General features: G+C 65.3%; 26 protein-coding genes. 15 read left to right on the top strand and 11 right to left on the bottom strand.

Going from position 1 to position 24,849, the window contains the following annotated elements; translation table 11 throughout:
- Window positions 1-44: 44 nt before the first annotated feature.
- Both dapB and ACN6PJ_RS06260 read right to left on the bottom strand, forming a co-directional pair.
- Window positions 45-836 (bottom strand): 4-hydroxy-tetrahydrodipicolinate reductase, encoded by a 792-nt coding sequence (gene dapB, locus ACN6PJ_RS06265; RefSeq protein ID WP_427995025.1) that lies wholly within the window; start codon window positions 834-836, stop codon window positions 45-47.
- A 16-nt stretch (window positions 837-852) separates the two neighbouring features.
- Window positions 853-1,389 (bottom strand): outer membrane protein assembly factor BamE, encoded by a 537-nt coding sequence (locus ACN6PJ_RS06260; RefSeq protein WP_427995024.1) that lies wholly within the window; start codon window positions 1,387-1,389, stop codon window positions 853-855.
- A 154-nt stretch (window positions 1,390-1,543) separates the two neighbouring features.
- Here ACN6PJ_RS06260 and fur point away from each other — a divergent pair, with 154 nt between their 5' ends.
- Window positions 1,544-1,963, top strand: a complete 420-nt coding sequence (gene fur / locus ACN6PJ_RS06255) for a ferric iron uptake transcriptional regulator (protein WP_427995023.1) — start codon at window positions 1,544-1,546, stop codon at window positions 1,961-1,963.
- 100 nt (window positions 1,964-2,063) lie between these two features.
- Here the strand turns inward: fur and recN are convergent, their stop codons facing one another.
- Together recN and ACN6PJ_RS06245 are read right to left on the bottom strand one after the other, a co-directional pair.
- Window positions 2,064-3,725 (bottom strand): DNA repair protein RecN, encoded by a 1,662-nt coding sequence (gene recN, locus ACN6PJ_RS06250; RefSeq protein WP_427995022.1) that lies wholly within the window; start codon window positions 3,723-3,725, stop codon window positions 2,064-2,066.
- 13 nt (window positions 3,726-3,738) lie between these two features.
- A complete protein-coding gene (locus ACN6PJ_RS06245; protein ID WP_427995021.1) occupies window positions 3,739-4,638 on the bottom strand; it encodes an NAD kinase in 900 nt (299 codons plus the stop codon).
- A gap of 142 nt (window positions 4,639-4,780) precedes the next feature.
- On the opposite strand from ACN6PJ_RS06245, the gene hrcA reads away from it, so the two are divergent.
- The 7 genes from hrcA (at window position 4,781) to dnaJ (ending at window position 11,506) form a co-directional block, all read left to right on the top strand.
- On the top strand, window positions 4,781-5,785 hold the full coding sequence (gene hrcA, locus ACN6PJ_RS06240) for a heat-inducible transcriptional repressor HrcA (protein WP_427995020.1): 1,005 nt from the start codon (window positions 4,781-4,783) through the stop codon (window positions 5,783-5,785).
- A gap of 45 nt (window positions 5,786-5,830) precedes the next feature.
- Complete coding sequence (gene hemH / locus ACN6PJ_RS06235; RefSeq protein ID WP_427995019.1) at window positions 5,831-6,922, top strand: ferrochelatase; 1,092 nt, start codon at window positions 5,831-5,833, stop codon at window positions 6,920-6,922.
- A 12-nt stretch (window positions 6,923-6,934) separates the two neighbouring features.
- A complete protein-coding gene (locus tag ACN6PJ_RS06230; RefSeq protein ID WP_427995018.1) occupies window positions 6,935-7,171 on the top strand; it encodes a hypothetical protein in 237 nt (78 codons plus the stop codon).
- A 118-nt stretch (window positions 7,172-7,289) separates the two neighbouring features.
- On the top strand, window positions 7,290-7,847 hold the full coding sequence (gene grpE, locus ACN6PJ_RS06225) for a nucleotide exchange factor GrpE (protein ID WP_427995017.1): 558 nt from the start codon (window positions 7,290-7,292) through the stop codon (window positions 7,845-7,847).
- 14 nt (window positions 7,848-7,861) lie between these two features.
- Window positions 7,862-8,266, top strand: coding sequence for a thioredoxin family protein (locus tag ACN6PJ_RS06220; protein WP_427995016.1), 405 nt, complete (start codon window positions 7,862-7,864; stop codon window positions 8,264-8,266).
- 80 nt (window positions 8,267-8,346) lie between these two features.
- Window positions 8,347-10,272: a molecular chaperone DnaK gene (gene dnaK, locus ACN6PJ_RS06215; protein ID WP_427995015.1), complete on the top strand. Its 1,926-nt coding sequence runs from the start codon at window positions 8,347-8,349 to the stop codon at window positions 10,270-10,272.
- Window positions 10,273-10,381: 109 nt separating this feature from the next.
- Complete coding sequence (gene dnaJ, locus ACN6PJ_RS06210) at window positions 10,382-11,506, top strand: molecular chaperone DnaJ (RefSeq protein ID WP_043543720.1); 1,125 nt, start codon at window positions 10,382-10,384, stop codon at window positions 11,504-11,506.
- 260 nt (window positions 11,507-11,766) lie between these two features.
- Here dnaJ and ACN6PJ_RS06205 read toward each other — a convergent pair whose 3' ends face one another.
- Window positions 11,767-12,156: a DUF4148 domain-containing protein gene (locus ACN6PJ_RS06205; RefSeq protein ID WP_427995014.1), complete on the bottom strand. Its 390-nt coding sequence runs from the start codon at window positions 12,154-12,156 to the stop codon at window positions 11,767-11,769.
- Window positions 12,157-12,443: 287 nt separating this feature from the next.
- Window positions 12,444-15,200, bottom strand: coding sequence for a M16 family metallopeptidase (locus tag ACN6PJ_RS06200; protein WP_427995251.1), 2,757 nt, complete (start codon window positions 15,198-15,200; stop codon window positions 12,444-12,446).
- Window positions 15,201-15,306: 106 nt separating this feature from the next.
- Between ACN6PJ_RS06200 and ACN6PJ_RS06195 the strand changes: the two genes are divergently transcribed.
- From ACN6PJ_RS06195 to ACN6PJ_RS06185, 3 genes are all read left to right on the top strand, one after another.
- Entirely contained in the window at window positions 15,307-15,906 is a 600-nt protein-coding gene (locus ACN6PJ_RS06195; RefSeq protein WP_427995013.1) for a GNAT family N-acetyltransferase, read from the top strand.
- Window positions 15,907-16,139: 233 nt separating this feature from the next.
- Complete coding sequence (locus ACN6PJ_RS06190; protein ID WP_427995012.1) at window positions 16,140-16,517, top strand: hypothetical protein; 378 nt, start codon at window positions 16,140-16,142, stop codon at window positions 16,515-16,517.
- Window positions 16,518-16,602: 85 nt separating this feature from the next.
- Window positions 16,603-17,160, top strand: a complete 558-nt coding sequence (locus ACN6PJ_RS06185) for an N-acetyltransferase family protein (RefSeq protein ID WP_427995011.1) — start codon at window positions 16,603-16,605, stop codon at window positions 17,158-17,160.
- Window positions 17,161-17,169: 9 nt separating this feature from the next.
- Here ACN6PJ_RS06185 and ACN6PJ_RS06180 read toward each other — a convergent pair whose 3' ends face one another.
- Complete coding sequence (locus ACN6PJ_RS06180; protein ID WP_427995010.1) at window positions 17,170-18,342, bottom strand: vWA domain-containing protein; 1,173 nt, start codon at window positions 18,340-18,342, stop codon at window positions 17,170-17,172.
- A 24-nt stretch (window positions 18,343-18,366) separates the two neighbouring features.
- Window positions 18,367-19,248, bottom strand: a complete 882-nt coding sequence (locus tag ACN6PJ_RS06175; RefSeq protein ID WP_427995009.1) for an AAA family ATPase — start codon at window positions 19,246-19,248, stop codon at window positions 18,367-18,369.
- A gap of 175 nt (window positions 19,249-19,423) precedes the next feature.
- Between ACN6PJ_RS06175 and ACN6PJ_RS06170 the strand changes: the two genes are divergently transcribed.
- Together ACN6PJ_RS06170 and ACN6PJ_RS06165 are read left to right on the top strand one after the other, a co-directional pair.
- Window positions 19,424-19,777: a c-type cytochrome gene (locus tag ACN6PJ_RS06170; protein ID WP_043543710.1), complete on the top strand. Its 354-nt coding sequence runs from the start codon at window positions 19,424-19,426 to the stop codon at window positions 19,775-19,777.
- An 11-nt stretch (window positions 19,778-19,788) separates the two neighbouring features.
- Window positions 19,789-20,151 carry a c-type cytochrome gene (locus ACN6PJ_RS06165; RefSeq protein WP_427995008.1) on the top strand — a complete coding sequence of 121 codons (363 nt, stop codon included), beginning with the start codon at window positions 19,789-19,791 and terminating at the stop codon, window positions 20,149-20,151.
- Between the two features lie 129 nt (window positions 20,152-20,280).
- Here the strand turns inward: ACN6PJ_RS06165 and ACN6PJ_RS06160 are convergent, their stop codons facing one another.
- Window positions 20,281-20,706 (bottom strand): DUF1841 family protein, encoded by a 426-nt coding sequence (locus ACN6PJ_RS06160; protein ID WP_427995250.1) that lies wholly within the window; start codon window positions 20,704-20,706, stop codon window positions 20,281-20,283.
- 203 nt (window positions 20,707-20,909) lie between these two features.
- Here ACN6PJ_RS06160 and icd point away from each other — a divergent pair, with 203 nt between their 5' ends.
- A complete protein-coding gene (icd, locus tag ACN6PJ_RS06155) occupies window positions 20,910-22,166 on the top strand; it encodes an NADP-dependent isocitrate dehydrogenase (RefSeq protein ID WP_427995007.1) in 1,257 nt (418 codons plus the stop codon).
- Window positions 22,167-22,275: 109 nt separating this feature from the next.
- The gene (locus ACN6PJ_RS06150; protein ID WP_427995006.1) at window positions 22,276-23,535 is read left to right on the top strand and encodes an O-antigen ligase family protein; all 1,260 of its coding nucleotides are present in this window, start codon (window positions 22,276-22,278) and stop codon (window positions 23,533-23,535) included.
- Window positions 23,536-23,556: 21 nt separating this feature from the next.
- Here ACN6PJ_RS06150 and ACN6PJ_RS06145 read toward each other — a convergent pair whose 3' ends face one another.
- Both ACN6PJ_RS06145 and ACN6PJ_RS06140 read right to left on the bottom strand, forming a co-directional pair.
- Complete coding sequence (locus ACN6PJ_RS06145) at window positions 23,557-24,456, bottom strand: dihydrodipicolinate synthase family protein (RefSeq protein ID WP_427995005.1); 900 nt, start codon at window positions 24,454-24,456, stop codon at window positions 23,557-23,559.
- Window positions 24,457-24,458: 2 nt separating this feature from the next.
- Window positions 24,459-24,782 carry a hypothetical protein gene (locus ACN6PJ_RS06140; RefSeq protein WP_427995004.1) on the bottom strand — a complete coding sequence of 108 codons (324 nt, stop codon included), beginning with the start codon at window positions 24,780-24,782 and terminating at the stop codon, window positions 24,459-24,461.
- Window positions 24,783-24,849 lie beyond the last annotated feature (67 nt).

The raw sequence follows: 24,849 nt of genomic DNA, 5'->3' as shown, positions 1-24,849 counted from the left end.
AAAAGGACCCCGCAGGGTCCTTTTCCGTTTCCGGCGGATGGGCGTCAGAGGCCCAGGACGGACTGCATGTCGTACAGGCCGTTGTGCTTGCCGTCCAGGAAGCGGGCGGCGCGCAAGGCGCCTTCCGCGTAGGTGGCGCGGCTGGAAGAGCGATGCGTGATCTCGACGCGTTCGCCGATGCCGCAGAAGGAGACGGTGTGGTCGCCCACGATGTCGCCGCCGCGCAGCACCGAGAAGCCGATGGTGCCGGGCTTGCGCACGCCGGTGTCGCCATGGCGGCTCCAGGTGGCGACGTCCGGCAGGGCGACGTCCCAGGCCGAGGCGATGGTCTCGCCCATCTTGAGCGCGGTGCCGGAGGGGGCGTCGACCTTGTTGCGGTGATGCGCTTCGAATACTTCGACGTCGTAGCCGGCGTTCAGGATACGCGCGGCCATGTCGAGCAGCTTGAGCGTGGCGTTGACGCCCACGCTCATGTTGGGCGCAAAGACAATGCCGATCTTCTGGGCGGCGACCTCGATCGCGGCGCGGCCGTTGTCGTCGAAGCCGGTGGTGCCGATGACGGCCTTCACGCCATGCCTGACGCAGGCCTGCAGGTGTTCGAGCGTGCCTTCCGGACGGGTGAAGTCGACCAGGCAGTCGGCCTGGGCGAGGGCGTCGAGATCGTCCGTGATGGCCACGCCGGTCTGCTTGCCGAACGGCGCGCCCGCGTCCTGGCCCAGCGCGGACGAACCCTTGCGGTCGAGCGCGACGGCAAGTTGCAGGTCGGGGGCGTTCAGGACGGCCTCGATCAGCATCTGGCCCATACGGCCGCTGGCGCCGGCGATTGCAATACGCATGGCGGAATCCTCGGAATTAATTGAGCGGCTCGGGCGCATTGCCCGGTTGGCCAGGGTATTGGTTCAGCGGGCTGGAGGGGGCGGCGGAGTCGCGGCGGCTCTCGGCGTCTTCTTCCTGCTGGCGGGCTTCCTCTTCGTTCAGGCGCTTGTCCGCCTTCTCGTCGGCGACCGAGCTGGGCGTGTTGATCTGGTAAGGCTGCAGGTCGGGCTGCTTGTCGCCTTCCCAGCGGACCAGGCGGTCGTTTTCGAACCAGACGGTGAACTTGCGCTCTTGCGCCTCGCCGTAGCCGGGCTTGAAGTAGTAGGGGTAGTCCCAGCGGTTGGCGTGCAGCACGCTGGTCAGCGTGGGGCTGCCGAGCGCGAAACGCACCTGTTCACGCGTCATGCCCGGCTGCAGCAGCGCGACCTGTTCCTGGGTGATCCAGTTTCCTTGCTGGACGGAGGCTTTGTAGGGGAAGCCCCACTTGTCGCCCGAGCATCCGGCCAGGGCGATGGCCAGGGCGGCGACCGCCAGACCGGCCTTGAGCGAGCGGGAGGGAATTCGTGCAATCATGGACACTACGCGCCCCTATTATTTGGAAGCAGACAAAACCGTTATCATAAAGGTTTCATAAGGATAGTTCCGCGTGGCGGCATGATTTCGGTGAGCCGGCTCGCGGTGCACCCATATCCTGCCCATGCCAACGCGGACGGAGAGCGATTACACCATGAGCGACCAAAGCGAACTGAAGAACATGGGTTTGAAGGCGACGTTCCCGCGCCTGAAAATTCTTGATATTTTCCGGAAATCGGACCAGCGGCACCTCAGCGCCGAAGACGTCTATCGCGCCCTGATCGGCGAAAACGTCGAAATCGGCCTGGCCACCGTATACCGCGTCCTGACCCAGTTCGAACAGGCCGGCATCCTTGCCCGTAGCCAGTTCGACAGTGGCAAGGCGGTGTTTGAACTCAACGACGGGGACCACCACGATCACCTGATCTGCACGAATTGCGGCAAGGTGGTCGAATTTTCGGATCCGGAGATCGAAAAACGGCAGCAGAAGATTGCCAAGGACAACTCCTTCGCCCTGGAAAGCCACGCCATGGTGCTGTACGGCATCTGCGGCAGCTGCGTGAAAGGACGCTGATCCCAGGCTGATCCCCCGGCCCGTGGCTGCGCTCGCAGCGGGCCAGTGAATTCCAAAGCCCCTTCGATATGAAGGGGCTTTTTTTATTCCGGAGGGCGGCCTAGGCGGGCGCCTGGCCGACGCCCTGCAGCATTTCCCGCGCGTGCTCGCGCGTGGTGGCGGTGAGCTTGATGCCGCCCAGCATCCGGGCGATTTCCTCGACGCGGGCCTGGGCGTCCAGTTCCTCGATGCGGGAGCGCGTGGTGCCTCGCGATTCGGCCTTGCTGACCAGGAACTGGTTATTGCCGCAGGCGGCGACCTGCGGCAGGTGCGTGACGCACAGCACCTGATGGCGCTCGCCGAGCTCGCGCAGCAGCTTGCCCACGACCTCGGCCACCGCGCCGCCCACGCCGCTGTCGACTTCGTCGAAGATCAGGGTGGGCACGCGCGCGGCGCGGCTGGCGATGACGGAGAGCGCCAGCGATATGCGTGACAGCTCGCCGCCCGAGGCCACCTTGGCCAGCGGACGCGGGGTGGTGCCGGCATGCCCGGCCACCAGGAATTCGACCTGTTCGTTGCCGTGGGCGGAGGGCGCAGAGGGGGCGAGCGTGGGCTCGAATTTGCCGCCCTGCATGGCCAGCGTCTGCATCGCCTGGGTGACCAGCTTGCCCAGGTCCTTGGCGGTCTTGCGGCGGGCCGTCGTGAGCTTGGCGGCGGCCGTGTCGTATTGCGCCTGCGCGGCCTGCGTCTGGACGCGCAGCGCCTCGATGTCGCCCGCGGCCTGCAGGGCAGCCAGCTGGGCGTGCAGCGTTTCGCGCAGGTCGCACAGGGCGTCGGGTTCGACTCGGAACTTCCGGGCGGTCTCGAATACCAGGCCCAGCCGGGTTTCCACGGCGCCGAGCCGCTGGGGGTCCAGGTCGACGCGGCTTACGTAGTTGTTCAGATCGGACACCGCTTCGCTGATGGCGATGCGCGCGGATTCCAGTTCGTCGTATACCCCTTGCAGGCCGGGGTCGTGGCGCAGCATCTGCTGGATGCGCTGGTTGGCCTGGGTGACGCGGTGATGCGCCGAATCGCCTTCGCCGTCCAGGGCGTCGAGGATCTGCGTGGCGCCGTCCAGCAGGGATTGCGCGTGCGACAGGCGCGTGTGCTCGGACTGCAGGGATTCCCATTCGTCCGGGCCCAGGGCCAGTTGGTCCAGTTCGTCGACCTGCCATTGCAGGCGGTCGCGCTCGGAAGCCAGGCTCTCGGCGTCTTTTTCGGCGGACTCCAGCTGGCGCGACAATGCGCGCCATTGCTTCCAGGCCTGGCCGACCGCAAGCCGCAGATCGCCGTGGCCGCCATGGGCGTCCAGGAGGTCGCGCTGCGCGTCGGGCCGCATCAGGCTCTGGTGCGCGTGCTGGCCGTGGATGTCGACCAGGCTGTCGCCCAGTTCGCGCAGCTGCGCGACGGTGGCGGGGGTGCCGTTGATGTAGGCGCGGCTGCGGCCCTGGGCGTCGATGACCCGGCGCAACGACAGTTCGGCGTCGGCGTCGATCTCGCGTTCCTCCAGCCAGGCATGCAGGGCAGGAGGGGTATCGAAGACGGCGGTGATGTCGGCGCGCGGCGCGCCTTCGCGCAGCATGCTGGCGTCGCCCCGTTCGCCCAGCGCCAGCGCCAGGGCGTCCACCAGGATGGATTTGCCCGCGCCGGTCTCGCCGGAAAAGACGGTGAAGCCGGGGCCGAAATGGATCTCGGTCTGTTCTACGATGACGAAGTCGCGGATATGCAGGGTGCGCAGCATGTCGGGGCGCTTACTACTCTACGTTGTCGGTGGCTTGGGGCATCAGGTTCCAGTGCAGCTTGCGGCGCAGCGTGGAGAAGAAACTGTAGCCCTCGGGGTGCACGAAGCGGATCACGTACGGCGCGCGCTGCACGACGATGCGGTCCCCCGGTTGCAGGTCGGACCAGGTCTGCATGTCGAAGTGCACGCTGGCGCCGACTTCCACGCGGCCCATGGCCGTCAGGGTCATGTTGAGCACGCCCGTGTCGGGGATCACGATCGGGCGGTTGGACAGCGTTTGCGGCGCCACGGGCACGAGCACCATGGCGTTCATGCCGGGGTGCAGGATCGGGCCGTTGGCCGACAGCGCGTAGGCGGTGGAGCCGGTGGGCGTGGCGATGATGAGGCCGTCGGCGCGCTGGGTGTACATGAAGGCGCCGTCCAGTTCCACCCGCACTTCGATCATGCCGCCGCGCCCGGCGCGGTTCAGGACCACGTCGTTCAGGGCGGTGGCGGAATACATTTTCTGGTCGCCGCGCCACACGCTGCCTTCCAGCAGCGTGCGCTCTTCGATCTGGAAGCTGCCTTCGAGCACGCGCGCCAGGGCGCCATGCGCGTCCTGCAGCGCAATGTCGGTGATGAAGCCCAGCCGGCCGTGGTTGATGCCGATCAGCGGCACGCCGTAGGGAGCCAGGTGGCGGCCCGCGCCCAGCACGGTGCCGTCGCCGCCCATCACGACGGCCAGCGAGGCGTTCTTGCCGATTTCCTCGAGCGTGGCGACGGGGTATTCGGTCAGCCCGGTATTGCGCGCCGTGTCGGCGTCGATGAGCACGTGCCGGCCGGCCTGCGCCAGCGCGTGGGCAAGTGCTCTCAACGGTGTGTCCAGGCCGGTGTCCTGGTATCTGCCGATCAGGGCGACGGTAGGAAAGTGCATGGCGGCTTGCGAATCCAAAAAGGGCGGGCCATAAGGCCGCAACCCGCCCGGAATGGGCTGTTTAGCCGATTATATGGGGCCGCATATCGGCTTGCGGGACAAAAATCGCCTCAATTGGAAAAGTTTCCCTAAAATACCTGTTATGGATGACCGTGCACGCGCACTACTGAAAGCGTTGATCGAACGCTATATCGCCGATGGGCAGCCAGTCGGCTCGCGGACGCTATCGAAAGTCTTCGATTTGTCCCCCGCCACGATCCGCAACGTCATGGCGGACCTGGAAGAACTGGGCCTGATCCACAGTCCGCATACCTCCGCCGGCCGCATACCCACGCCGCGGGGCTACCGCATGTTCGTCGATTCCCTGCTGGCGGTGCAGTCCTACCAGCTGGAGCCACACAACATGGGCGAGATGCTGGCCGCGGCGGAGCCCACGCGGGCCGTCAACGCGGCGGCGGCGCTGCTGTCCAACCTGACCCAGTTCGCCGGGGTGGTGCTGACGCCCAAGCGCGCGCAGGTGTTCCGCCAGATCGAATTCATCCGCCTGTCCGACAAGCGGGTGCTGCTCATCATCGTGACGCCCGACGGCGACGTCCAGAACCGCATTCTTTTCGTCCAGCGCGACTACTCCGAGGCGGAACTGCTGGAGGCCGGCAATTTCTTCAACATGCATTTCGCCGGCAAGTCCTTCAACGTCGTGCGCCAGACCCTGTCCACCGAGCTGGCCCAGCTGCGAGAGGACATCTCGCGTCTGATGCAGGCGGCCGTCGAGGCCAGCGCGGAGGCGGCCGAGGACGGCGACGCCATGGTGATCTCGGGAGAGCGCAAGCTGCTGGACGTGACCGACATCGCGTCCGACATGGACCGTCTGCGCAAAATGTTCTCGCTGTTCGAGAAAAAGACCGATCTGCTGCAGCTGCTGGATGTCTCCAGCCGGGCCCAGGGCGTGCAGATCTACATCGGCGGCGATTCGCAACTGGTGCCGATGGAGGAGGTCTCCGTCATCACCGCGCCCTATGGGGTGGACGGCAAGGTGGTCGGCACGCTTGGCGTGATCGGTCCCACGCGCATGGCGTACGAGCGCGTCATCCCCATCGTGGACATCACGGCCCGCCTGCTTTCCAACGCCCTCAGCCACAACCAGTAGGCCCATTCAAAGCGACATCCTCCTTGCGGAGGAAGGGGAGTTTTTGTGTTTCTTCGCCTGTTCAAGTACTTGTGGCCTGAACGCTACCTGCCCGAGCCCGAGCAGGACGACCCCTTCGATGAAAACCCGCCGCCGCGCGGTCCCGGCAAGGTCGGCGTCCTGCTGGCGAACCTGGGCACGCCGGACACGCCGGCCAAGAAGGACATACGCAAGTACCTGGGCGAATTCCTGTCCGACCCCCGCGTGATCGAAATCCCGCGCTATCTGTGGAAGCCGATCCTGCACGGACTGGTCCTGACGATGCGGCCGAAGAAGCTGGAACCCCGCTATGCCGGGGTCTGGCTGAAGGAAGGGTCGCCGCTGATGGTCTACAGCCAGCGGCAGGCCGACGGCGTGCGCGCCGCGCTGGAGGAGGCAGGGATCGATGCCGTGGTGGAGCTCGGCATGCGCTACGGCAACCCGTCCATCCCCGATGCCATTTCGCGGTTGCGCGCGCAAGGCTGCGAACACATCCTGACCGTTCCCCTCTATCCGCAATACGCCGCGTCCACGACCGCGACGGTGGTGGACGCGGTGACCCGCCATGCCAGCCGCCTGCGGGACCAGCCCGAACTGCGCTTCATCAAGCGCTTCCACGAAGAGGCCGGCTATCTGGACGCGCTGGCGGGCCGCATCGAGCGATATTGGCAGGAGCATGGCAAGCCCCAGAAGCTGGTCATGAGCTTCCACGGCCTGCCGCGCTATTCGATCGAGCTGGGCGATCCCTATTACCGCGATTGCATGGATACCGCGCGGCTCTTGTCCGAGCGCCTGTCGTTGCCGCGCGGGCAGATCGAGGTGACTTTCCAGAGCCGTTTCGGCTCCGCCCGCTGGCTCGAGCCCTATACGGAACCCACGCTGAAGGCGCTGGCGGCGGCGGGCACCACCGAGGTCGATGTGGTGTGCCCGGGTTTTGTGGCAGACTGTCTGGAAACCCTGGAAGAGATCAGCCTGGAATGCCGCGACGCATTCATCGGGGCGGGCGGCAGGCAATTCCGCTACATCCCCGCGATCAATGACGATCCTGCCTGGATCGCGGGGCTGGCTGGCCTGGTGGCACGGCACTTGCAGGGGTGGCCCACGCAATCACGGACTTGAAGGAGAAGGCGCATGCACCATGATCCCAAGACTGGCAAGGTAGTGAAAAAGGGGACGGTTAGCACCCCGGTGAGCGAGGATCAGGTCGAGCACGAACTGGACGAGGCGCTTGCGGAGACCTTCCCGGCCAGCGACCCCATCGCGGTCCACCCCGATCCCGACGAAGACGAAAAGCGCGTGGACCGTGCGCTGAAGGAGACCTTCCCGGCCAGCGATCCGGCCGCGCCGGCGCAGCCTCCCCGGAAGTAGGCGGCCAGGAGGGCGGCCCCGGGGCGCCTCCAGGGAATATTTCGCTTTCCCGGGCTTGAAATAGGGGTATTGGCCCCCATTCATGTCTGCGAAAGCCATTCTTTTTGGAGGATTCCCCATGACGGCACCCCACGAGCCTGCGGACCAGGCGCCTGAAATCGGCCAGAACGCCGACGCGGCCCCCGCCGACCAGGACGCCGCGCAGGCCGAGCTGAACGAGTTGCGCGCCCAGCTGGACGCCGCCCAAGCCACCGTCAATGAGCAGCGCGACCAGCTTCTGCGCGCGCAGGCCGAAGCCGAGAACGTGCGCCGCCGCGCCCAGGAAGACGTGTCCAAGGCACGCAAGTTCGGCATCGAATCGTTCGCCGAAAGCCTGGTACCCGTGAAAGACAGCCTGGAAGCCGCCCTGGCCCAGCCTGACCAGACGGTCGACGCGCTGCGGGAAGGCGTGGAAGTGACGCTCAAGCAGCTGACGGCCGCCTTCGAACGCAATCTGCTCAAGGACATCGCGCCGGCGCAGGGCGACAAATTCGACCCGCACCTGCACCAGGCGATTTCGTCCATTCCCCACGAGCAGCCCGCCAATACCGTGGTTCAGCTGCTGCAAAAGGGCTATTCCATCGCCGACCGGACGCTGCGCCCGGCGCTGGTGGTGGTATCCGCCGGTCAAGGCTGAACGGCCCGCGCGCCATGACGACCCCCCGCTTCGACCCCGCCCAGGTTTTCCAGGCGTTCGGCATGCGCCACGTCGATACCCAGGGTTTCGACGCGGCCGTGGTCCAGGCGCCCGGGGAAGATCTGCGCTGCGTGTTCCTGTGGGGCCAGGACTGCTATAACTGCAATCTTTTCAAGCAGGCCGCGCTGCTGCACCAGGACGCGCTGCTGGGCCTGGGCCTGACCTGGTTCGAGGCCGACGTCTACGCCGACGAACCGCTGGGCCGGCGTTTTTCGCTGCATGGCGTCCCCACTTTCGTGATGTATCGGGCCGGAAAGCGCCTAGGGCGCATTACAGGCTGGCCCGGACTGCCCCAGTTCACGGCGGCGGTCCGGCGCCTGCAGGAAGCGGCATCGGAAAATTCGAGCCGGGTGTCTTGAAAAACCCTGCGGGCAGCCCCAGTTACGTGGGGACAAGAAGTTTCTCCCTATTTTCATAGATTCAATCAAGGTAACCCACCATGAGCAAGATTATTGGCATTGACCTGGGCACGACCAACAGCTGCGTGGCTGTCATGGACGGCGGGCAGGTCAAAATCATTGAAAACGCGGAAGGCGCTCGCACGACTCCCTCCATCGTCGCCTACATGGACGATGGCGAAACCCTGGTCGGCGCGCCGGCCAAGCGCCAGGCGGTGACCAACCCGAAGAACACCCTGTACGCGGTGAAGCGCCTGATCGGCCGCAAGTTCGAGGAAAAGGCGGTGCAGAAGGACATCAACCTGATGCCCTACGCCATCGTCAAGGCCGACAACGGCGACGCCTGGGTGGAAGTGCGCGGCAAGAAGATGGCGCCTCCCCAAGTGTCGGCCGACGTGCTGCGCAAGATGAAGAAGACCGCCGAGGACTACCTGGGCGAAGAAGTGACCGAGGCCGTCATCACCGTGCCCGCCTACTTCAACGACAGCCAGCGCCAGGCCACCAAGGACGCCGGCCGCATCGCGGGCCTGGAAGTCAAGCGCATCATCAACGAACCCACCGCCGCGGCGCTGGCGTTCGGCCTGGACAAGACCGAAAAGGGCGACCGCAAGATCGCCGTCTATGACCTGGGCGGCGGCACGTTCGACGTGTCCATCATCGAAATCGCCGACGTCGATGGCGAAAAGCAGTTCGAAGTGCTGTCGACCAACGGCGACACCTTCCTGGGCGGCGAAGACTTCGACCAGCGCATCATCGACTACATCATCGGCGAGTTCAAGAAGGAACAGGGCGTCGACCTGTCCAAGGACGTGCTGGCCCTGCAGCGCCTGAAGGAAGCCGCCGAAAAGGCCAAGATCGAGCTGTCCTCGGCCCAGCAGACCGAAATCAACCTGCCGTACATCACGGCGGACGCCTCGGGTCCGAAGCACCTGAACCTGAAGATCACGCGCGCCAAGCTGGAAGCGCTGGTCGAAGAACTGATCGAACGCACGATCGAGCCCTGCCGCGTGGCCATCAAGGACGCCGGCGTGAAGGTTTCCGACATCGACGACGTGATCCTGGTCGGCGGCATGACCCGCATGCCCAAGGTCCAGGAGAAGGTGAAGGAATTCTTCGGCAAGGATCCGCGCAAGGACGTGAACCCCGATGAAGCCGTCGCCGCTGGCGCCGCCATCCAGGGCTCCGTGCTGTCGGGCGACCGCAAGGACGTGCTGCTGCTGGACGTGACGCCGCTGTCGCTGGGTATCGAAACCCTGGGCGGCGTGATGACGAAGATGATCCAGAAGAACACGACGATCCCGACCCGGTTCTCGCAGACCTTCTCGACCGCCGACGACAACCAGCCGGCCGTGACGATCAAGGTGTTCCAGGGCGAGCGCGAAATCGCCGCGGGCAACAAGGCCCTGGGCGAGTTCAACCTCGAAGGGATCCCGCCGTCGCCGCGCGGCATGCCGCAGATCGAAGTCACGTTCGACATCGACGCCAACGGCATCCTGCACGTGTCCGCCAAGGACAAGGGCACCGGCAAGGAAAACAAGATCACCATCAAGGCCAACTCGGGTCTGTCGGAAGACGAGATCCAGCGCATGGTCAAGGATGCCGAGGCCAACGCCGAGGAAGATCACCGCGTTGCCGAACTGGCCCAGTCGCGCAACCAGGCCGATGCGCTGGTGCATGCCACCCGCAAGTCGTTGACCGAGTACGGCGACAAGCTCGAAGCTTCCGAAAAGGAAAGCATCGAAGCCGCCATCAAGGACCTGGAAGACACGCTGAAGGAAGGCGACAAGGCCGCGATCGACGCCAAGGTGGAAGCCCTGTCGACCGCATCGCAAAAGCTCGGCGAAAAGATGTACGCCGACATGCAGGCGCAGCAAGCCGCCGGCCAGCAGCAAGCGGCCGACAACGCGAAGCCGGTGGACGACAACGTCGTCGACGCCGACTTCAAGGAAGTCAAGCGCGACCAATAATGGCCGGGCGCTGACCTGCCTCTGCCGCCCGGTAGCCGGAGAAATCCGCCTACCGGGCGTACTCATTCTGTAGCACTGAAAAGAAGGCTCGTTTTCGAGCCCACGGATCATGGCAAAACGCGACTATTACGACGTCCTGGGTGTGGCCAAGAACGCCTCGGACGACGAACTCAAGAAGGCCTATCGAAAGCTGGCCATGAAATACCATCCGGACCGCAATCCGGACAGCAAAGAAGCCGAAGAGAAGTTCAAGGAAGCCAAGGAAGCCTACGAGGTCCTGGGCGATGAGCAAAAGCGCGCCGCGTATGACCGGTACGGCCATGCGGGCGTGGATCCCAACGCCGCCGGCATGGGCGGCGGCATGGGCGGCGGGTTCGCCGACGCGTTCGGCGATATTTTCGGCGAAATCTTCGGGGGCGGCGGAGGCCGTCGTGGCGGCGGCCCGCAGGTCTACCGCGGCGCCGACCTGAAATACGCGCTGGAGATCACGCTGGAGCAGGCCGCGGCGGGCTTCGATACCGAGATCCGCGTGCCCAGCTGGGAAAACTGCGATACCTGCCACGGTTCGGGCGCCAAGCCCGGCACCTCGCCCAAGACCTGCCGCACTTGCGGCGGTTCCGGCGCCGTGCGCATGCAGCAGGGTTTCTTCAGCGTGCAGCAAACCTGCCCGACCTGCCATGGCAACGGCAAGGAGATCACGGATCCCTGCCAGGCTTGCGACGGCGTGGGCCGCATCCGCCGCAACAAGACCCTCCAGGTCAAGATTCCGGCCGGCATCGACGACGGCATGCGCATCCGCTCCAGCGGCAACGGCGAGCCCGGCATCAATGGCGGGCCTCCGGGCGACCTGTATGTGGAAATCCACATCAAGCAGCACAAGATCTTCCAGCGCGATGGCGATGACCTGCACTGCGAGTTGACCATCCCGTTCACCACGGCCGCCCTGGGCGGCGAGCTCCAGGTGCCGACGCTGGGCGGCAAGGCCGAGATCTCGATTCCCGAGGGCACGCAGTCCGGCAAGACATTCCGCCTGCGCGGCAAGGGCATCCGGGGAGTGCGGGGCAGCTATCCGGGAGATCTGTACTGCCACGTCGTGGTCGAAACGCCGGTGCGGCTGAGCGACGACCAGAAGAACATCCTGCGCCAGTTCGAGGCTTCGCTGAACGATGGCGGCGACCGCCACTCGCCGCAGAGCAAATCGTGGACGGACCGGGTGAAGGAGTTCTTCAGCTGAACCGCCTGACCAGGCAAAAAGCCGCGACAACCGTCGCGGCTTTTTTTCGTCCGTCATCGCCCAAGGGGGGCGCAAAAGAAAACCGCGGCTTGCGCCGCGGTCGTACTGCCACTTCTACTTCAACTGCTACTGCTACTGCTACAGCAACTTCAACTGCTACTACTGCTACTTCTGCTGCTACATCGACCGCTGCCGTCGCCGGAAAAAACCGGCCTCAAGCCATGATGCCGCCCGAGGCCGGCCGGGCCACAGCAAGCAGCTCACCGGGAGATCGGCGGGTATTCCAGCTCGCCGAACGTGTATTGGCCGCTGGCCTTGGCTTGCGCCAGTTCAGCCTGGACGTCGGCGCGCGACTTGGCGCTGGCCGACGCCGTCGCGACGGGCGGGTATTCGAGTTCGCCAAACGTGTATTGGCCGTTGAACTTGGCCTGCTGCAGTTGCGATTGCACTTCCTGCGAGCTCAGGCCCGTCGTTTGCGGCCGGGCGGGCGGATAATCCAGCTCGCCGAAGGTGTATTGGCCGCTGGCCTTGGCTTCCTGCAATTCGGTCGCCACCTGGGCGCTGCTCTTGGCTTGTTCCAGGCCGGCCGCTTGCGCGCCGACGCCCGCCAGGGCCAGGGACAGAAGAAGGGTGGTGGTTAGGCTTTTCATGGTAGACCTCCAATTCGTCTTTGTGTGGGGACCGAATCCGGCGGCCCTCCGTCGTGGTTCGTTGTTTGTTCCCGATGACTGAATTGTGATCGCTATCCCACCTGGGATAAACCCGTATTTCTTGAAAACATCTTTCCAAATATTCGAGTAATTAGCTTTTTTCCAAATATTATTGCCATGAGTGGCATTGTCTCGGGGGCCACTCAGGCCGAGTTGCTAGCAGGGCAGGGCGTACATGCCAAAAAAAGCCCCGCCGGAGCGGGGCTTTCGTAGGGCGGGGCGGGCCGTCAGGGGGCAGTCTTCTTTTTGAAGTCCCCGGCCACCGCCGTGCTGAAGCCGTCCGGGCGCAGGTACTTGCGCAGGGCGGCGTTGACTTCGTCGGCCGTCAGCGCCGAGATCTTCTTGTCCATTTCGGCGGACCAGGCGAAGGTGCGGCCCCGCTGGAGGTAGTCCAGCCAGGTGCTGGCCAGCACGTCGTCCTGGGCGCGCGCCAGGTTGCGGTAGTTCAGCAGCGCGTTGATGCCGTCCGAGATTTCCTTGTCCGTGTAGCCCTCCTTCAGCACGCGGGCCAGTTCCTCGCCGATCGCCTTTTCGAGGCGTTCGCGATTCTGCGGCGCGTAGATCGCATACATGGTCCAGTTTGCGGCGGGCTCGAACGACGAAACGGACAGCGAGCTGCGCACGTTGTAGGACAGCCCCTCGGTTTCGCGCACGCGGTTCCACAGGCGCGAGGTTTCCGATGCGCCGAACAGGTAGTTGCCCAGGTACAGCGCGGCATAGTCAGGATCCGTGTCCTGCAGCTTCAGCGGCATGCGCGATATGTAGAAGGCATTGGCCTTGTCGGGCGTGTCGATGTCGAACTGCCTGGCGGGGACGTCGCGGTACGGGTTGGGAACGCGGGTGTAGGCGGGCGCCTTCTTCCAGCCGGCCAACCCGGTCTTCAGCGCCTTTTCCACGGCCTCGGGCTCGAAGTCGCCGACGGCCGAGTACTCGATATTGCCCGCGCCATAGAACTTGGCGTGGAACTTGACGAGAGCGTCGCGCGTGAGCCCCTGCGCGCTGGCGAGCGCCTCCTCGAAGGTGGGAACATAGCGCAGGTCATCGGCGGGCCAGGGATTGTCCTGGCGGGCGATGGCCCGGCCGGCCAGGGCCGAGGGCTCGGTCATGGCGTTGCGGATCGAGGTTTCCATCTGGCGCTGGTATTCCTCCAGCTGTTCCTGAGGGAAGTTGGCGTTGCGGACGATGTCCAGCGCCAGCGCGGTGAGGGCGGGCAGGTTCTCGCCCTTGGTGGACATGGCGATCTTCAGCGTGGTGCCGCTGCCGTTGAAGCCCAGCTCCGCCTGCAGCGCGTCCAGGCGGTCCTGGATGTCCTGGCGCGACAGCTTGGCCGTGCCGCGCGAGAGCAGGTCGGCCGCCGCGCTGGCATTCACGCGCTGTCCGCGCAGGTCTTTCTCGTTGCCGAATTGGATCAGCATCTGCGCCTGCACGCGGTTGCCGCGCGTCGCCTTGGGCAGCAGCGCCAGCTGCACGGGGCCATTGGGCAGGTCCAGCTTCTTGCGCTGGGTCAGCTTGTCGATGTTCTCGGGCGAGGGGTCGAAGGCGGATGCAGCCTTGAAATCCGGATCGCCCTTGTAGTCCTTGAAAACGGCCGTCAGGTCCACGCGCTGCGCCTGCGGGGCCCGCACGGGCTTGTCCGTGGGAATGTAGCGGCCTTCGATGCGGTTGCTCTGCACCAGGTAGGAGGTCGCGGCGTGCTGAACCTCGGCCAGCGTGGCCTTGCGCGCGCGGTCGCGTTGCAGGAAGAACAGGCGCCAGTCGCCGGCGGCGATGGCTTCGGAGAGCGCGATACCGACCTGCTCCGGATCGCTGTAGGTCTGCTCCCAGGCGGTCAGCCACTTGCTGCGGGCGCGGTCGAGCTCCTGCTGCGTGAACGGCTTCTTGCCCAGGGACTCCAGCGCGCCGGTCAGCGCTGTCATCGCGGCATCCAGGCTCTTGCCCGGCGTCAGCTGGGCGGCGAACATCGCCAGGCCGGGGTCCAGGTTCTCCATGGTGAAACCGAACACGCCCGAGGCCAGCTTGGTGGGGACCAGGGCATGGTAGAGGCGGCCGGAAGGCGTGTCCGCCAGGATGGTGGCGGCCAGGTCCAGCGGCACGAAATCGGGGCTGCCCGCGGCGGGGATGTGGTACATGGCGGCCACCAGCGGCGTGCCGCCCGCGCGGCGCAGCGTTACGGAACGTTCGCCGTCCTGGGCGGGCTCGACTGTGTATTCGGGCGGCAGCTTGCGATCGGGCTTGGGCAGCTTGCCCAGCGTTTCCTCGATGTCGGCCAGCGTCGACTGAGGATCGAATTTGCCCGCAACGATCAGCACCGCGTTGTCGGGCTGGTAGTACTCATGGTAGAAGGCCCGCAGTTGGGCGATGTCGACGTTTTCGACATCGGAACGGGCGCCGATGGTGTTCTTGCCGTAGCTGTGCCATTGGAACGCCACGGACTGCATCTTCTGCATCAGGATGCGGAAGGGGCTGTTTTCGCCGCTTTCCATTTCATTGCGGACCACGGTCATTTCCGAGTCCAGGTCTTCCTTGGCGATCAGGGAATTGACCATGGCGTCGGCCTGCCAGCCCAGGTACCACTTGAGGGTGTCGGGATTGGCCGCGAAGCTGGCGAAGTAATTGGTGCGGTCGCTGGAAGTCGAGCCATTGGCCTGCAGGCCGCGGCGCGAGAATTCGCCCATGGCGTTGCGCGTCGTCGAGGTGCCTTTGAACAGCATGTGTTCGAGCAGGTGGGCCATGCCCGTCTGGCCGTAGTTCTCGTTGCGCGAGCCCACGAGGTAGGTCATGTTGACGGTCGTGGAAGGCTTGGATTCGTCGGGGGCCAGCAGCACCCGCAGGCCGTTGGCCAGGCGGTATTCGGTGATGCCTTCGATCGAGGCGGCCTCCGAGACGCCGGCCGGCAGGCTGGCGGCCCCGGCCTGGAAGGCCAGGAAGGAGGTAAACAGCAGCGCGCCCAGCGGGCGCGGCAGCTTCGATAGGGACAGGCGCATGGCGGACAATTCCTTTGGCATGGCAGAATCCGTTGGAGTGTATACGTTGGCAATGGTTCAGGGGCCGCGAAGCGTGTCCCCAGGCCCCAAGGCAAGGAAATCCGGAATGTCCATATCCATCGCAGTCGAAACGCCGCGCCTGGTGCTGCGGCAATGGCGGGCGGACGACCGCGCGCCGTTCGCGGAGCTGAATGGCGATTCCCGGGTCACCGAGTACCTGCTGCCCCTGACCGCGGCCGAGAGCGACGCGCTGGCGGACCGGCTGGCCGCCGGCATCGACGAGCACGGCTGGGGATTCTGGGCGGTGGAGGCGCCGGGCCTCGCGCCATTCATCGGTTTCGTGGGCATCAAGCCTTTGCCGCCCACGCTGCCATTCGCCCCCGGCGTGGAGATCGGCTGGCGCCTGGCGCGGCAGCACTGGGGCAAGGGCTATGCCAGCGAGGCGGCCGCGGCCGCGCTGAAAGTGGGGTTCGAACAGGTGGGGCTGGCTGAAATCGTGGCCTTTACCGTGACGGGAAACCAGCGCTCGCGGGCGGTGATGGAGCGCCTGGGCATGAAGGCGGACCAGGCCTTTTTCGACCATCCCGCCGTGCCGGAGGGAAGCCCGCTGCGCCAGCACGTGCTCTATCGGATCGGCCGAGAGGACTGGCGCGCGCAGAAAAACGGTGACGCAGACTCGGGCGAGGCGCCGGTCGCCTTGGGGTGACGGAAGGCCCCGGAGGCCGCGACCCTGCGGCCGCAAGGGCCGATTTGAGGTGTCCCGGCCTGCGGGTGTAAGCTGTCCAGGACGTAGTAGCAGTCCGCCGACGGGATGCGCGATAGCCCCCTACAGGCTTCCCGTCCAACGCCTGGCGCCGCCCGATGCGCGCGGCGCGGGCGCTTGTCGTTCGCGCCTTCGCTGCCGGTATCCTGCCGGCGCATCTTTCGGAGGAACGACCCATGCTGACCGAGATCGTCACGCGTGCGCTGTCCCAATTGACCGGAACCCGCCTGAGCGGAGACGGGATCAAGGGGCAGTTCCAGTACGCTTATGCCAGTGATGACGGCCAATTCGTGGCCATACTGACCCACGACATGACCACCTATGTGGTGGACCTGAGCACACAACGATATTTTGCGGAGTGCGGAGGATCTCCCAGGGGATTCGCCGGGCACGTGCTGGAGATGGAGGGCGTCGCGGCGCGCAGCCATCCCTGGCCCGCCGCGAACGACCTGTTCGACCTGGACATGGATGCCGACGAACTGTCGTGGCGCCAATGCCCGGGCCTGCGCCAGCCTCCTCCGGCCGACCGATCTGTGGAGAGCCGCGCCGCCTGAGAGTGGCCAGAAGCGGCAATGTTTCACTGAACCGGCGGGTATCGCCGGTTTTTTTGTTCCCGGGCATCGCACTACAATTTTCGCCATGACTACGCACGCCAAAACGCGCGCGCCGGAAGGCGCCATCCTGGTCGACTGCACGCATGAGCGTCACGCGGACCAGATCCTCGCCATTTTCAATGACGCGATCGCCACCTCGACCGCGCTCTACGACTACAAACCGCGTCCGCGCGAAGCGATGGCGGCCTGGTTCCAGGCGAAGCGGCAGGGAGGCTTCCCGGTCGTGGGATACGAAAACGAAGCCGGCGAACTGATGGCGTTCGCCAGCTACGGCACGTTCCGCGCGTGGCCGGCCTACAAATATTCGGTCGAACATTCCGTGTACGTGGACGGGCGCTTCCGCGGGCGCGGGCTGGGAGAAGCGCTGATGCGCGAGCTGATCGCGCGGGCGCGGGCCGGACAGGTCCACGTGCTGATCGGCGGCATCGACGCGGCCAACCAGGGCAGCATACGCCTGCATGAGAGGCTCGGTTTCACGCATGCGGGCACGATCCGCGAGGCCGGCTTCAAATTCGGGCGCTGGTTGGACCTGGCGTTCTACCAGTTGACGCTGGATACGCCCGATACGCCTGTGGATGGCTGAGCCGGCGGCTTATTTCGATAGCGTGCGCATGGCCTGTTCCAGGCCGGCGACCGTGACCGGATACATGCGGCCCTGCATGATGTCGCGCAGCAGCGCGATGGACTGGCGGTACTGCCAGGATGCGGTGGGCTCCGGGTTGAGCCAGACGGACTTGGGCCAGGCTTCCAGCAGGCGCCGCACCCATTCCGCGCCGGGCTCCTTGTTGTAGTGCTCGACCGAGCCGCCCGCCTGCAGGATTTCGTAGGGGCTCATGGTCGCGTCGCCGACGATGATCAGGCGCCAGTCGGGGTTGTACTTGCGCAGCACGTCCCAGGTGTCGAAGCGCTCGCTCTGGCGGCGGCGGTTGCTCTGCCACAGGCTTTCGTATGGGCAGTTGTGGAAGTAATAGACTTCCAGGTTGCGGAATTCGCTGCGGGCCGCGGAGAACAGCTCCTCGACGCGTCCGATGTGATCGTCCATGCTGCCGCCCACATCCAGCAGCATCAGCACCTTGACCGTGTTGTGGCGCTCCGGAACCATGCGCAGGTCCAGGTGGCCCGCGTTGCGGGCGGTGCTGGCGATGGTGTCGTCCAGGTCCAGTTCCATGTCGGCGCCTTGCCGGGCGAAGCGGCGCAGGCGGCGCAGCGCAACCTTGAAATTGCGCGTGCCCAGTTCGACCTGGTCGTCGTAGTCTTTGAATTGGCGCATGTCCCACACCTTGACCGCGCTGCGGTTGCCGGCTGATTCGCCGCCCACGCGGATGCCTTCGGGGTGGTAGCCGCCGTTGCCGAAGGGCGAGGTGCCGCCGGTGCCGATCCACTTGCTGCCCCCGGCATGGCGTTCCTTCTGTTCTTCCATGCGCGCTTTGAAGAGCTCCATCAGCTTGTCCCAGCCGTGCTTTTCGATCGCGGCCTTCTCCTCGGGCGTAAGGCTCTTCTCGAACTGCTTGATCAGCCAGTCGAGCGGGATTTCCTTGCCCGGGGGCAGGGCGGCGGCAATGCCGCGGTAGTACGCGCCGAATGCCTTGTCGTAGCGATCGTAGAGCGCCTCGTCCTTGACGAGGGCGGCGCGCGCGAGGAAGTAGAAATCATCCAGCGTGGGCGCCATGAGGCCCTGGCGCAGGGCGTCCACCAGGGTCAGGTATTCCTTGACCGAGACGGGGAGCTTGTGCGCCCTGAGGTGGTAGAAGAAGTCGATCAGCATCTGCGGGCGCCCATGGATGGCGGATCAGCGGCGCTGGCCGCCGCGCGTCATGGCCGCCAGGCGTTCCAGCAGGTGCACGTCCTGCTCGTTCTTGAGCAGCGCGCCGGCCATCAGCGGCACGGCCGTGGCGGTGTGCGCGTCGATCTCGGCGGCGGTGGCGCCCTCGGCCAGCAGCAGGCGCAGCCAATCCAGCAGTTCGGACGTGGAGGGCTTCTTTTTCAGGCCCGGCGCGTCGCGCAGCGAAAAGAAGGTGTCCAGCGCCGCGCGCAGCACGTCCTGCTTCAGGTCGGGATAGTGCACGGCCACGATATCGCGCATCGTTTCGCGGTCGGGGAAGCGGATGTAGTGGAAGAAGCAGCGCCGCAAGAAGGCGTCGGGCAGGTCTTTTTCGTTGTTGGACGTGATGATGACCAGCGGGCGGTGCCGCGCCGAGATGGTCTCGCGCGTTTCGTATACGTGGAACTCCATGCGATCCAGCTCGCGCAGCAGGTCGTTGGGGAATTCGATGTCGGCCTTGTCGATCTCGTCGATCAGCAGCACGGCAGGCTCCGGCGACTGGAAGGCCTGCCACAAGGTGCCCTGCACGATGTAGTTGCGGATGTCGCGGACTTTCTCGTCGCCCAGCTGCGAATCGCGCAGGCGCGACACGGCGTCGTACTCGTACAGGCCCTGGTGCGCCTTGGTGGTGGACTTGATGTGCCATTGCAGCAGCGGACGGCCCAGCGCGCGCGCCACCTCTTCCGCCAGCATGGTTTTCCCGGTGCCGGGTTCTCCCTTGATCAGGAGCGGGCGCTGCAGGACGAGCGCGGCGTTCACGGCAAGTTTCAGATCGTCGGTGGCGACATAGCTGTCGGTCCCGTCGAAGCGGTCAGGCGAGGCGGAAGTGGCGGACTGGGCTGCGGACATGGTCGGATGGTATATGTGGTTTGATGGGGATCAATACCATCGTAAGGTATTAATCCTGAGCAATTATCGTACAATCAGGCGGTTTTGCTTTGGGTTCGACCCGCAACGTGTTTGCCGAGGGCCTTTTCTTGAGAGCAGGCCCTAGTCCTTAGCCATACGAAGAAGAGCCACTCCAATGAAGTTGCGAACCTCTCTGAAGTACACGCTATCCGTGTTGGCCGCTATGGCATCCTGTGCGATCGCCGGCCAGGCTGTTGCTGCGGACGCAGCACCGGTCGGTAATGTCCAGAACGCCCGCGACAAGGTTTCCATGTGCATCGGTTGCCACGGCATCGAAGGCTACAAGGCGACGTTTCCCGAGCTTTACCACGTTCCGATGATCGCTGGCCAGAACGCCAAGTACATCGAAACCGCCCTCAACGAGTACAAGAAAGGCGCGCGCAGCCATCCCACCATGGATGCCATCGCCGGCAGCCTGTCCGACCAGGACATCGCCGACCTTGCCGCGTACTACTCGAATCTCAAATAAGGGGCAAACAGATGAATCGCATCATGCTTGCCCTCGCGGGCGCGACCCTGGCCATGGCAGGCACTGCCGCGCAGGCCCAGGAACTGGCGGCCGGCAAGGCCGTATTCGACAAATTCAATTGCGCATCCTGCCACGGCGCCGACGCCAAGACGGCGGTGGATCCGGCCTACCCGGTCCTGGCGGGGCAGCACGCGGACTATCTGGTCCATGCCCTGAAGGCCTACAAGCGCGGCGCCTCCGGCAGCGCGGCCACGGCCAATGTGCGCAAGAACCCCATCATGGGCGCCTTCGCCACGCAGCTGTCGGACCAGGACATCTCCAACGTGGCGGCATGGCTTTCGGCGCAGCCGAGCGACCTGGGCGTGCGCAAATAGGCCTTGCCCGCCCGCTGCCTTGCGGGCTTGCCGCCACCCGGGCGGGCTGGTCCTGGGGCGGCCAGGCGACAAAAAAACCCTCGGCATGCCGAGGGTTTTTTTATGGTTTTCCCTGAGAGGTCGCGGCGTTCAGCGTCCGACGCGTTGGCGGATCAGGTCGATATAAGTGTCGCTGTCCAGCGGAGTGCCCAGCCGCTGCGCCTCCCAGACGACCTGGCCCAGGCATTCCATGATTTCATGCGCGGCCTGGTGCGCGTCGCTGCGGGCCACCAGCTGCTGGTAGGCGCTGCGGATGCCGGGCGGATGGTCAATGGACAGCTGCTCGGCGATGGCCAGGTGCATGGACAGGTGCAGGAAAGGGTTGGTGCGCCCCTTTTCCACCGCGTACTCCGCCGTCATGGCTTCGGGGTTTTCCAAGTCGCCGTGATATTCCGGGTGCTCGATGATCCAGTCCAGGGCGATGGCCTCGAGAGGGGTCAGCACCTCGGCGGCACGGTGCTTGCGCCAGGTTTCGATAAAGAATTCGCGGACTTGGTCGCGGGAGGGATTGAACATCTGCGGAGGACGGAAGGCGGGCTGTCGATGCATTATTTTACCGCCCGGCGCGGGCCGCCGGGCCGGCCGGCCCCTTTGCGATATAGAATGGGTTGCTATCCGCCATCCGGTGTGCGGTTCTCGAGGACGGTATTCCCCGCGGAATCGGACGCTTCCCGATGCCGGCGCGTGCAGAAAAATCACCCGGAGCAAATGGAGCATTCATGTCCTATCAACATATCAAGGTTCCCGCCGGCGGCCAGAAGATCACGGTCAACGCCGATTTCTCGCTGAATGTGCCCGAGCAGCCCATCGTTCCCTTCATCGAGGGCGATGGCACGGGCGCCGACATCACTCCGGTGATGATCAAGGTCGTTGACGCGGCGGTGCAGAAGGCCTACGGCGGCAAGCGCAAGATCCACTGGATGGAAGTCTATGCCGGCGAGAAGGCCACCAAGGTCTACGGCCCGGACGTGTGGCTGCCCGACGAAACCCTGGAAGTCGTCAAAGACTACGTGGTTTCCATCAAAGGCCCCCTGACCACCCCGGTCGGCGGCGGCATCCGTTCGCTGAACGTGGCGCTGCGCCAACAATTGGACCTGTACGTCTGCCTGCGTCCGGTGGCGTACTTCAAGGGCGTGCCTTCGCCGGTCCGCGAACCCGAGAAGACGAACATGGTGATCTTCCGCGAAAACTCGGAAGACATCTATGCCGGTATCGAATACATGGCCGAAAGCGAGCAGGCCAAGGAGCTGATCCAGTTCCTGCAGACGAAGCTCGGCGTGAAGAAGATCCGTTTCCCGAACACGTCGTCGATCGGCATCAAGCCCGTGTCGCGCGAAGGCACCGAGCGCCTGGTGCGCAAGGCCGCGCAGTACGTCATCGACAACGACCGCACGTCGCTGACCCTGGTGCACAAGGGCAATATCATGAAGTTCACGGAAGGCGGCTTCCGCGACTGGGGTTATGCCCTGCTGCAGAAGGAGTTCGGCGCCCAGCTGATCGACGGCGGCCCGTGGTGCAAGTTCAAGAACCCGAAGACGGGCCGCGAGATCATCGTCAAGGACGTGATCGCCGACGCCTTCCTGCAGCAGATCCTGCTGCGCCCCGCCGAATACGACGTGATCGCCACCCTCAACCTGAACGGCGACTACATCTCTGACGCGCTGGCCGCGCAAGTGGGCGGCATCGGCATCGCCCCGGGCGCCAACCTGTCCGATTCGGTCGCCATGTTCGAAGCCACGCACGGCACCGCGCCGAAGTACGCCGGCAAGGACTACGTGAACCCGGGCTCCGAAATCCTGTCGGCCGAAATGATGTTGCGCCACATGGGCTGGACCGAGGCCGCCGACCTGATCATCTCCAGCATGGAGAAATCCATCCTGTCCAAGAAGGTCACGTACGACTTCGCCCGCCTGCTCGAAGGCGCGACCCAGGTATCCTGCTCGGGTTTCGGCCAGGTCATGATCGAAAACATGTAATCGGCGGCTTCCCGCCTGCACGTCCCATAAACCCGCCCGCCGTCATGGCGGGCGGGTTTTGTCTAGCGGTTCGGCATATGCATGCCGCCTTTTTTCCAGGTTGATTGTTGTGCCCCGACTGTACGTTTCCCTGGCCACCTGGCTGGTGCTGCTGGTGCCGGCGCTGGCGTTGACCAGCCCGGTGGGCGGGCCGGCCATTGTGTATCTCGCTGGCCTGATTGCGCTGGCCGCGCTTGCCGCCAATGCGGTCCGGCGCTACGAGCCGGCGGATTTCCGGGCACTGTGGCCCATGGCCGTGGCCTTGCTGCTGCCGCTGGTTTGCTTGTTCGTCACGTCGGCGGCGCGCGGCGTTTGGAGCGATTCGGAGCTTGAGAAACTGCTGCGGTTCGCATTGGCGCTGCCGGTGCTATGGCTATTGCTGAGGGCGCCGCGGCAGTGGCTCAGGCAGATCCAATGGAGCATCGTGGCCGGCGCGCTCGCCGGCTCGGCGATGTTGATCGCCATCATGATGACAGCGGACCGCAATGCCGTGGTCGAGGTGGGCGGGCGCTATAACGCCGTTGCCTTCGCGAACCTGACGCTGCTGTTCGGCATGATGTCCCTGCTGAGCATGGGCTGGGGCGCCAGCACGCGCTGGCCGCGCGCCGAGAATGCCCTCAAGCTGCTGGCCGCCGGGCTCAGCATCTGGGCCACCTGGTTGTCCGAGACGCGAAGCAGCTGGATGCTGCTTCCCATCCTGGCGGTGGTCTTCCTGCTCGGGCTGCATGGATGGAACCGGCGCCACAAGCTGTACTGCGCGCTGGCGCTGGCCGTGGTGCTGGCCGTCACCGCGGTCGGCATCTGGAATTTCAGCAGCCGCATGCACATGATCCGGACCGACTTGCAGGGCTTTGCGACCTCGACCGACCGCGACACCTCGTTCGGCATCCGCCTGCAGCTGTGGCACGCCTCCTTGCTGATGTTCGAAAAAAGCCCCATCGTCGGGGTGGGGCCAAGCAACTTCCGCGGCGAGCTCCTGCAGCTGGAGAAGCAAGGGATCGTGTCGCACGAGGTCGTCGAAGGCTATGGCGAACCGCACAACGACCTGCTCGCGGCCCTCTCGGGATACGGGCTGCTGGGCCTGGCGGGCATCCTGGCGCTGTATCTGGTGCCGGCAGGGGTCTTCCTGCGCAGGCTGGCCAGCGATGATCGCGTCATACGCGTGGGCGCGCAGATGGGCCTGCTGTTCTGTCTCGGCTATTGCGCCTACAGCCTGACGGAAATGATGTTCCGCAATATGCGCAGCGTACCCACGTACTCGCTGATCGTCGTGGCGCTGATCGCGCTGACGACGCCGCGCTCCGCAGAGGCGGCGCCGCGCAAGGCATAGGATGCGCCGCGGCCGCGGCGCTCAAGCGGTCTGCAGCCGGCTGGGCGAGCCTTGCACCATGCTCATCGCCCGTTGCAGGCGCGCGCCCAGTTCGCGGGAGGCGTTCGTCATGGGCATGCGCAGTTCATCGGCGACGAGGCCCTGCATGGCGAGCGCGCGCTTTATCGGCGCGGGATTGGGCTCGGCAAACAGCAGGCGGATCAGGCCCCGCAAGGGCTCGAACAGTTCGCGCGCGGCCTCGGCGTGCCCGTCCCGGGCCAGCAGCATGATTTCGACGTAGCGGTCGGGGTAGAGGTGCGCGGCGGCCGCAATGGCGCCGCGCCCGCCGGCCAGGAAATGATCGAGCAGCGCAAGGTCCTCGCCGCACAGCGGGGCCAGCGGGCCGCGCGAATTCAGCGTGGCGAGCACAGAAGGGTTGCATTCCTTCACGGCATTGAAATTGGGCAGCGCGGCCAGGGTCTCCATGGTCTGCACCGTCATCGTGGCGCCGGTGCGCTTGGGTATGTTGTACAGAATGATAGGGCGCTCCGTGGCCCAGGCGATCTGCCGGTAGTGCCACAGGATGCCGGCCTGGGACGGCCCCAGGTAGTAGGGCGGCGGCACCAGATAGCCGGCGGGGCGGTAGCGGTCCAGGCGCCGGATCGCGGCCGCCACGCCGCGCGTGTCGACGCCGCCCGCGCCGAACACCAGCGGCAGCGCATCGGGATCGCTGGAGATCGCTTCGATCATGCCGATCTTCTCCGGCATGCTCAAAAGGTTGCCTTCGCCCGTCGAGCCGAACAATACCAGGCCCGCGATACCGGCGTTGCGGTAGTAGCGCGCCAACGCCTGGGCGGCGTCGAGATCCACGTGGCCGGCGCGCATCGGCGTGATCATGGGCAGCCAGATGCCTTCGAACGGAGTCGTCTTCTGCGCGTCCATGGTTATCGCGCCGCCATCGCCGGCAAGGGACGCACCGCGCCGAACTCCGCGCGCGGCAGGCCGGACATCACCGCGTGCATCAGCGTGTCCAGCTGGCTGCGGTCGCACTGCAGCTGGAGAATGCTCTGCGCGTGGGCGCGGTCCACGGAAATCACGTAGACCCCGATGCGCCTGCCCAGAGTGCGATGCAGCGTTATCCGCAGGTTCAGGGCGTCCAGCGTGTCGATCCTGATGGTGAGCAGAACCCGGTCGGGCTGCGCTTGCGCGTCGCGCGCGGGCAGGTTGGCCGGCGATGGGAAATGATGGACTTCCAGTCGGGGGATCATGGCTCGAGGCGGGACGGACGCGGCTTGCCGCGGTCCGGGGATCCGGTTGGTTGATAACGGTTTCACT

It is taken from the genome of Achromobacter sp. (assembly GCF_050285585.1).
Lineage (GTDB): Bacteria > Pseudomonadota > Gammaproteobacteria > Burkholderiales > Burkholderiaceae_B > Achromobacter.
This window is presented reverse-complemented; position numbering and strand designations above follow the sequence as displayed.